This is a genomic window from Rhizobium sp. H4, from assembly GCF_003013335.1.
In the GTDB taxonomy this organism is placed as follows: domain Bacteria; phylum Pseudomonadota; class Alphaproteobacteria; order Rhizobiales; family Rhizobiaceae; genus Rhizobium; species Rhizobium sophoriradicis.
Genome location: NZ_PSOW01000008.1, coordinates 288,448 through 295,711, shown reverse-complemented (window position 1 = coordinate 295,711; position 7,264 = coordinate 288,448). Strand labels below are relative to the sequence as shown.

At 61.3% G+C, this 7,264-nt stretch carries 7 protein-coding genes; 5 read left to right on the top strand and 2 right to left on the bottom strand.

The window, feature by feature from the left end:
- Positions 1–333: 333 nt before the first annotated feature.
- Positions 334–1,026: a GntR family transcriptional regulator gene (locus C4N04_RS15075; RefSeq protein ID WP_106796412.1), complete on the bottom strand. Its 693-nt coding sequence runs from the start codon at positions 1,024–1,026 to the stop codon at positions 334–336.
- A gap of 143 nt (positions 1,027–1,169) precedes the next feature.
- Between C4N04_RS15075 and C4N04_RS15070 the strand changes: the two genes are divergently transcribed.
- Genes C4N04_RS15070 through C4N04_RS15050 form a run of 5 tightly spaced genes read left to right on the top strand, consistent with a single transcriptional unit; the run spans position 1,170 to position 6,439 of the window.
- Complete coding sequence (locus C4N04_RS15070; RefSeq protein ID WP_106796411.1) at positions 1,170–2,174, top strand: ABC transporter substrate-binding protein; 1,005 nt, start codon at positions 1,170–1,172, stop codon at positions 2,172–2,174.
- 58 nt (positions 2,175–2,232) lie between these two features.
- Positions 2,233–3,051 (top strand): ABC transporter ATP-binding protein, encoded by an 819-nt coding sequence (locus C4N04_RS15065; RefSeq protein WP_106796410.1) that lies wholly within the window; start codon positions 2,233–2,235, stop codon positions 3,049–3,051.
- Positions 3,052–3,055: 4 nt separating this feature from the next.
- On the top strand, positions 3,056–3,925 hold the full coding sequence (locus tag C4N04_RS15060) for an ABC transporter permease (protein WP_040112995.1): 870 nt from the start codon (positions 3,056–3,058) through the stop codon (positions 3,923–3,925).
- Between the two features lie 38 nt (positions 3,926–3,963).
- Positions 3,964–5,700, top strand: a complete 1,737-nt coding sequence (gene araD / locus C4N04_RS15055; RefSeq protein ID WP_106796409.1) for an L-arabinonate dehydratase — start codon at positions 3,964–3,966, stop codon at positions 5,698–5,700.
- 13 nt (positions 5,701–5,713) lie between these two features.
- Entirely contained in the window at positions 5,714–6,439 is a 726-nt protein-coding gene (locus C4N04_RS15050; protein ID WP_106796408.1) for a ribonuclease activity regulator RraA, read from the top strand.
- Positions 6,440–6,484: 45 nt separating this feature from the next.
- On the opposite strand, the gene C4N04_RS15045 is transcribed toward C4N04_RS15050, so the two are convergent.
- Positions 6,485–7,207: a response regulator transcription factor gene (locus tag C4N04_RS15045; RefSeq protein ID WP_106796407.1), complete on the bottom strand. Its 723-nt coding sequence runs from the start codon at positions 7,205–7,207 to the stop codon at positions 6,485–6,487.
- Positions 7,208–7,264 lie beyond the last annotated feature (57 nt).

Here is a 7,264-nt window from a genome sequence, read left to right as displayed (position 1 = left end):
CGATCCGCTGCAGGTCGCGCTCGCTCATCGCTATCAATCCCATCCGCAATCTCCGCCGTCATCCAAAACGGGAAGAGAGTGACATTCTTACTTTGCAGAATCAGGACATTCTAACTGTGCGGCTACAAGCGAATCTGGCGTAACGCATGTTATGGAACAATAGAATTGTTGTATTCTTACAATGGCTTGATCTTCTGCGTACATATAGTCGTTCGATGATCAGTCTTCGTGTTCGCTGCCGTCGGAGGACGATGGCAAGACAGGTGGATACAGCGATGAAGAGCAGCACAGTCACGCGCTCCGTCGCGATAGCAAGCCGAGGTCGTTCGAACGTCACCCGCGAATATAATTCGGATATTGGGCCCGGATCACATCGATGATCGACAGGGTGCCGGATAGATGTTTTCTGAGCGCCGCCGTCGCCGCTTCGGGCTTACCCGAAGCGATGGCGTCGACGATTGCTTGATGGTCGGCGAGGACCGTCTGCATCTTGCCCGGCATCGGGAGGTTGAGCCGCCGCAACCGGTCGAGATGCACGCTTTGGCGTCTGACATTGGCCCAAAGCTGCAATATGCCCGCTTTCTCGTAGAGCTTCCGGTGAAAATCGCGGTCGATTTCGTCGAAGATGTCATAGGTCTCCGGGGACCCAACTGCCTTCTGCCGCGTCAAAATCTCGTGCAGGTCCGCCGCCGTCTCGGCCGGCGACTCCTCGGTCAGCCGCCGCACCGCCTCAAGTTCGATCGATAGTCGCAGAAACTGCGCCTGCCGCGCATGGTCGGTGTCGATCTTGGCGACAACAGTCGCATATTGCGGATAGACTTCGACAAGCCCCTTCTCCTGAAGCCGCATCAGGGCATCGCGCACAGGCGTCTGGCTCACGCCGAATTCCAGTTGCAGCGAGGCGCGCGACAAGACTGTCCCCGGCGCAAGCTCCACCGTCAATATCCTTGCCCGCAATATCTCGTGGATCTGCAGCGCCACCTGTCGTGACCGATCCAACTGGCTTTCCCGAACCATTCCGCTCATGTCCCTGCCCTGTTTTCGCGTCGTGCAAATCGACTAAATCACATTTTTTGGGTTGATGCACTGATGCATTAGTGCTTCAATGGCGAAATCCGCCTCGGGAAAGGCGGCAGAGGGCTGATGCCCGCATCCTTTGGGAGGACCAGATGCAAATTCTAAAACATTGTCTTGTGGCCGCGGCCGTGACGCTCGGCCTCGCCTCGGCGAGCCAGGCGCAGGAGAAGACCGCTATTTCGATTACCCGCCAGCCGGGCATCCTCTATCTCGCCAGCCATGTGATGGAGACGCAGAAGCTGATCGAAAAGCACGCGGCTGCCGATGGCGTGGCTGATGTGACTGTCGAATGGCGGACCTTCAGCGGCGGCGGCGCTCAGACCGATGCCTTGCTTGCCGGCAACGTCGACGTCGTCAATACCGGCACCGGCAACCTGCTTCTGCTCTGGGATCGCACCAGGGGAAAGGTGAAGGGGATCATCACCAGCTCCGCGCAGCCGGTGATCATGGTCAGCAATGATCCGCGCATCAAGTCGCTGAAGGACATCACGCCGTCCGACAAGATCGCCGTGCCGACGGTCGGCGTCTCCACCCAGGCCATCCTGCTGCAGATGGCGGCGGCGAAGATGTTCGGTGAGGACAAGGTCAAGACATTCGATCCGAACACCGTTCAGCTCGGACATCCGGACGCGGTTGCGGCAATTGCCAACCCGAACCACGAGGTGAAGAACCATTTCGCAGCGCCGCCTTTCCAATATATCGAGCTGAAGCAGCAGGGTGTGCACAGGGTGACCGATTCCAAGGAGATCCTGGGCGGTGCGCTGACGCAGGCGACCTTCTTCACCACCACGACATTCGCCGATGCCAACCCGAAGATCGTCAAGGCGCTGCGCGAAGCGACGGAAGAAGCAGTCGCCTTCATCAAGAAAGACCCCAAGGCAGCCCTCGAAGCTTACAAGACGGTGTCGGGCGACAAAACCAGCCTCGATGATCTGCTCGCCATGCTGAAGGAGCCGGGCATGGATGAATGGCGCACCGATCCGCAGGGCACGATGAAATTTGCCGAGCACCTGCACAAGATCGGTACGCTGAAGACCATGCCCAAGGCCTGGACCGACTATTACCTGCCCGACTCCGCCTATCTCAACGGCAACTGACGGCACCAGGGCGGCGGCGCTTCAGAGCCGCCGCTCCCCTCTTCAAGGAGTAATTCCAATGCTTCAGGCCATTGCCCGCGCGGGCAACGAGACCGCACCGGCGGCCGAGAGAGAGCCCCTCCTCAAGGTCGACAACGTGACGCTGCGCTACAAGACCCCGAACCTCTTGGTCACCGCCACTGAGGGCGTCAGTTTTTCCGTCAGCCAATCCGACAGGTTCGTGCTGCTCGGACCGTCCGGCTGCGGCAAGTCAACGCTTCTCAAAGCCGTCGGCGGCTACATGACGCCGTCGGTAGGTTCCATCCATATCAACGGGCGCCAGGTGAAATGTCCGGGCCCCGACCGCATGATGGTTTTCCAGGAGTTCGACCAGCTGATGCCCTGGAAAACGGTGCTGGAGAATGTCATGTTCCCGCTGCTGGTCGCCCGCAAGCTGCCGAAGGGCGAAGCCGAAGCTTTGGCGCGCGAATATATCGACAAGGTGAAGCTGACCCGCGCCGTCGACAGCTATCCCCACACGCTGTCCGGCGGCATGAAGCAGCGCGTTGCAATTGCTCGCGGCATGGCGATGCAGCCGGATATCCTCCTGATGGACGAGCCTTTCGCAGCGCTCGATGCCCTCACCCGCCGGCAGATGCAGGACGAGCTGCTCCAGCTTTGGGAGGATACCAAGTTCACTGTCATCTTCGTCACCCATTCGATTGCCGAAGCAATCAAGATCTCGAACCGGATCCTGCTCCTGTCGCCGCATCCGGGCAGGGTCAAGGCGGAAGTGGTGGATGTCGACAAGGTCAGCCACCAGGACGGCAGCGCCGCAGCGCTCGAGCGTGACATCCATAACCTGCTGTTCTCCTCGGAACCCGGCCACAAGGAATAAAGCCATGTTGTCCGCAAACATCATTCTTGCGCCCGATGTCGAGGCCGCGAAGCCCTACGACAACGTCAAACCGGTCGAACAGAGGCTCAGTGCATTCGAAACGCTCTGGGGCATCGGCGCACTGCGCAAGACATTGCTGATCGTCACGCTGGCGATCGTCTGGCAGCTCTACGCCTCCTATCTTGACAATCCCCTTCTATTCCCAACGCTCAGCGACACGATCATCACGCTGATCGACCGCTTCGCCGACGGCACGCTGCCGGCCCGCATCTGGACGACGCTGCAGATCCTATTCACCGGATATGCGCTCGGCACGGTGCTCGCCGCACTTCTGACCGTGCTTGCGATCAACACACGCATCGGTACGGATTTTCTCGAGACGATGACGGCGATGTTCAACCCGCTGCCGGCGATATCGCTGCTGCCGCTGGCGCTGATCTGGTTCGGCCTCGGTGCCTCCAGCCTCGTCTTCGTGCTGGTGCATTCGGTTCTCTGGGCAGTGGCGCTGAATACGCATTCCGGCTTCCTCGGGGTCTCGCGCACCTTGCGCATGGTCGGTGCAAACTATGGGCTGACGGGCATTTCCTATGTGCTGCGGATCCTTGTGCCGGCCGCCTTCCCCTCCATCCTCACCGGCCTGAAGATCGGCTGGGCCTTCGCCTGGCGCACGCTGATTGCCGCCGAGCTCGTCTTCGGCGTGTCCTCGGGCCAGGGCGGCCTTGGCTGGTTCATCTTCGAGAACCGTAACCTTCTCGATATTCCGGCAGTCTTCGCCGGGCTCTTGACCGTGATCATCATCGGCCTGATCGTCGAAAACCTGGTCTTCCAGACGATCGAGCGCCACACCATCCAGAAATGGGGAATGAAGGAATAGCCGCGCATACGGTTTTCCCATCCCGAGAAGGTATCCTCATGACACACAGAAAAACGCCGGACATGCTGCGAAGCGCGCGGTGGTTCGCGCCTGATGATCTGCGCAGCTTCGGCCACCGCTCGCGCATGATGCAGCTCGGCTATGCCGAAGAGGATTTTCGCGACAGGCCGATCATCGGCATCCTCAACACCTGGTCCGAGCTCAATACATGCCACTCCCACTTTAAGGAGCGTGTGCAGGACGTGAAGCGCGGCGTCTCGCAGGCCGGCGGCTTCCCCGTCGAAATGCCGTCGCTGTCGGTCGACGAAAGCTTCACGAAGCCCACCTCCATGCTCTATCGCAACATGCTGGCGATGGAGACGGAGGAGACGATCCGCTCGCATCCGCTCGACGGCGTCGTGCTGATGGGCGGCTGCGACAAGACCACGCCGGGTCTCGTCATGGGGGCGCTGTCGGCCGGCGTGCCGATGATCTACCTGCCCGCCGGGCCGATGCTGCGCGGCAATTATGCGGGCAAAATCCTTGGCTCCGGCTCGGATGCGTGGAAATATTGGGACGAGCGCCGCGCCGGCAACATCACCGATGTCGAGTGGCTCGGCGTTCAAGGCGGCATCGCCCGCTCGGCAGGCACATGCATGACGATGGGCACTGCCAGCACGATGACTGCGATTGCCGATGCGATGGGCCTTACGCTGCCGGGCGCATCGTCCATTCCTGCCGTTGATGCCAATCACCAGCGGATGTCGGCAGCTTGCGGCCGCCGCGCCGTCGAGATGGTCTGGGAGGATCTGACGCCCGACCGGATCGTCACGGAAGCGGCATGCCGCAACGCCGCGATTGTCGCCATGGCGACCGGCTGTTCCACCAACGCCGTCGTCCACCTGATCGCGATGGCGAGGCGCGCCGGCATCAACCTGACGCTCGACGATCTAGACCTGCTTGGGCGGGTGACGCCGCTGATCGCCAATGTCCGCCCATCGGGGAAAGATTATCTGATGGAGGACTTCTTTTACGCGGGCGGCCTGCGGGCGCTGATGAAGCAGCTCGAGGACCGGCTGGACCTGACGGCCATGACCGTCACCGGAAAGACCATGGGCGAAAACCTCATGGGCGCGGAGGTCTATAATGACGACGTCATCCGGCCACTTTCGAACCCGGTCTATCACCAGGGATCGCTTGCCGTTCTGCGCGGCAACCTCTGCCCGAACGGCGCCGTGATGAAGCCGGCGGCCTGCGATCCGAGATTCCATGTGCATCAGGGGCCGGCGCTCGTCTTCGACAGCTATCCTGAGATGAAGAAGGCGATCGATGACGAGTATCTCGACGTCACGCCAGACCACGTCCTCGTGCTGCGTAACGCCGGGCCGCTCGGCGGTCCCGGTTTTCCGGAATGGGGCATGCTGCCGATCCCGAAGGCTCTGATCAAGCAAGGTCATCGCGACATGCTGCGCATTTCCGATGCCCGCATGTCCGGTACCTCCTACGGCGCCTGCATTCTGCATGTGTCGCCGGAGAGCTATATCGGCGGCCCGCTGGCGCTGCTGCGGACCGGTGACATCGTGCGCCTCGATCTGCCCAGCCGCCGGCTCGACATGCTGGTGGACGAGGCCGAACTCGTCCGACGCCGAGATGCATGGAAGGCGCCGGAGCCGCATTTCCAGCGTGGTTACGGCTGGATGTTCTCACGCCATGTGACGCAGGCCGACCAGGGCTGTGACTTCGATTTTCTTGAAACGGGTTTCGGCAAAAGCGCCGGCGAACCGGATATTTATTGAGGGAGGAATGGGAATGACCGATTATGTGCTGAGCGAGGCGACCCGGGCGAAGTTCAAGAAGATCTCGACGGCATCGATCGCCACTGCCCTCTTCAAGCGCGGCCTTCGAAACCAGTTCATCCAGGGTGTCGTGCCCGTGGCTCCCAAGGCGGAGGTGATGGTGGGACAAGCATTCACGCTGCGCTATATTCCCGCTCGCGAGGACCGCAATCCGATTACCGTTTTTCAGAACCCAAATCACCCGCAGAGAGTCGCGATGGAGACCTGCCCACCAGGGCAGGTGCTGGTGATGGATGCGCGTAAGGACGCAAGGGCTGCGACGGCCGGTTCCATCCTGATCACCCGGCTGGCGCTCCGCGGCGCGGCGGGCGTCGTCTCCGACGGCGGTTTTCGCGATGCCGAAGGGATCGGGGCGCTTGATATGCCGGCCTATTACGCCAAGCCGTCGGCGCCGACCAATCTGACCTTGCACGAAGCGCTCGACATCAATGTGCCGATTTCCTGCGGTGACGTCGCCGTGTTTCCCGGTGACGTCCTGGTCGGCGACCGCGACGGCGTCATGGTCATCCCGGCCCATCTGGCCGACGAGATCGCAGATGAATGCACCAATATGGAAACCTTCGAGGACTTCGTCCTCGAGCAGGTCAAGGCCGGCGAGACGATCATTGGCCTCTACCCCTGCACCAAGGAGGAACATCGGCAGAAATTCCAGGCCTGGCGCAAAGAAACCGGCCGCTGAATTTGCCAGACGGGGGCCCTGGTTCGAACCAGGGCCAGCCCCCTGCTATTTTCCGTCAAGCCACTCCTGCAGCTCCGCCTCGGCCCGTTCCAGCGCGCTGTAATTCAGCAGTTTGCGCAAAAACGCGATGGTCACGGCGCGGGCGCGCAGGTTGAAGCGGCCGTCTTCGTGGTCTTCGCCGGCGGCCTGATAAACGTCGAGCTTGTCATAGAGCTGCTGCAGCCGGTTCTGCACGCTGCGCAGCGACAGGCCACGGCGTTTGGCGATAGCACGGTCCGTCAGGCCGAGCGCGATATCGACGAGGATCTCGTATTCGGAATCGGTGAAGCCGTTCGTCTGGCCGAGGCTCTTCTGCTGCAGGCCCCGCACCTCGCGGTCGATGACGCATTGGCTTTCGATGAAGATCGATCGCAGGGCAAGCTTCAGCCGCTCGTCGGAAGCTGATTTCAGCACATAGCCATAGGCCGCGCCATCCGGCACGATGCGCGAGACGCCGCGCACATAGGCCTCGTCCGAATAGTTCGACCAGAAGAGGATGCGCGTCTCCGGCCGCTCCTTCCAGATCGTACGCGCCGCCTCTATGCCGTTTCTATTCGCCATCTGCAGGTCCATGACGATGTGCGCCGACTTATGGTCGCGGGCAAGCTTCTCGCCGGCGGTCCCATTCTCCGCCTCGATGATCGTATCGCATTCCGGCAGGGCGGCATTAACCGCCTCGTGCAGGTAGGACCGGTGCAGGGGGTCGTCCTCGACGATCAGAACCTTCATTTCGCCTCGCTCCTCAGTTTGGTTCGTCCGCCGGCCCATTCGGCGCTAGAGCATGAT

Bases quoted from the DNA above. Each gene is read 5' to 3' on its own strand.
- C4N04_RS15045 (WP_106796407.1), bottom strand. From the start codon at position 7,207: ATGAAGGTTCTGATCGTCGAGGACGACCCCCTGCACCGGTCCTACCTG.
- C4N04_RS15065 (WP_106796410.1), top strand. From the start codon at position 2,233: ATGCTTCAGGCCATTGCCCGCGCGGGCAACGAGACCGCACCGGCGGCC.
- C4N04_RS15050 (WP_106796408.1), top strand. From the start codon at position 5,714: ATGACCGATTATGTGCTGAGCGAGGCGACCCGGGCGAAGTTCAAGAAG.
- C4N04_RS15060 (WP_040112995.1), top strand. From the start codon at position 3,056: ATGTTGTCCGCAAACATCATTCTTGCGCCCGATGTCGAGGCCGCGAAG.
- C4N04_RS15075 (WP_106796412.1), bottom strand. From the start codon at position 1,026: ATGAGCGGAATGGTTCGGGAAAGCCAGTTGGATCGGTCACGACAGGTG.
- araD (WP_106796409.1), top strand. From the start codon at position 3,964: ATGACACACAGAAAAACGCCGGACATGCTGCGAAGCGCGCGGTGGTTC.
- C4N04_RS15070 (WP_106796411.1), top strand. From the start codon at position 1,170: ATGCAAATTCTAAAACATTGTCTTGTGGCCGCGGCCGTGACGCTCGGC.